At 63.8% G+C, this 323-nt stretch carries 1 pseudogene; it reads right to left on the bottom strand.

Going from position 1 to position 323, the window contains the following annotated elements:
- Positions 1-323, bottom strand: a pseudogene (locus IB264_RS34315) (S-(hydroxymethyl)glutathione dehydrogenase); the annotation flags it as partial.

Genomic DNA, 323 nt, shown 5'->3' with positions numbered 1-323 from the left:
AGGCCCTGGATGACATTGAGGCCGATGCCGCCGAGGCCGAAGACGATCGCGGTCGCGCCGATCTCGACCTTGGCCGTGTTGATCACCGCGCCGATGCCGGTGGTGACGCCGCAGCCGATATAGCAGATCTTGTCGAACGGCGCGTCGGGGTTGACCTTGGCCAGCGCGATCTCCGGCAGCACGGTGTAATTGGCAAAGGTGGAGCAGCCCATATAGTGATGGATCTTGTCCTTGCCGATCGAAAAGCGCGAGGTGCCATCCGGCATCAGGCCCTGGCCCTGGGTCGAGCGGATCGCCGTGCACAGGTTGGTCTTGCGCGACAG

The sequence above is a fragment of the Ensifer sp. ENS11 genome, assembly GCF_014851895.1.
Classification (GTDB): Bacteria; Pseudomonadota; Alphaproteobacteria; order Rhizobiales; family Rhizobiaceae; genus Ensifer; species Ensifer canadensis.
The sequence above is the reverse complement of the archived record's forward strand: the minus strand, read 5'-3'. Positions and strand labels throughout refer to the sequence as shown.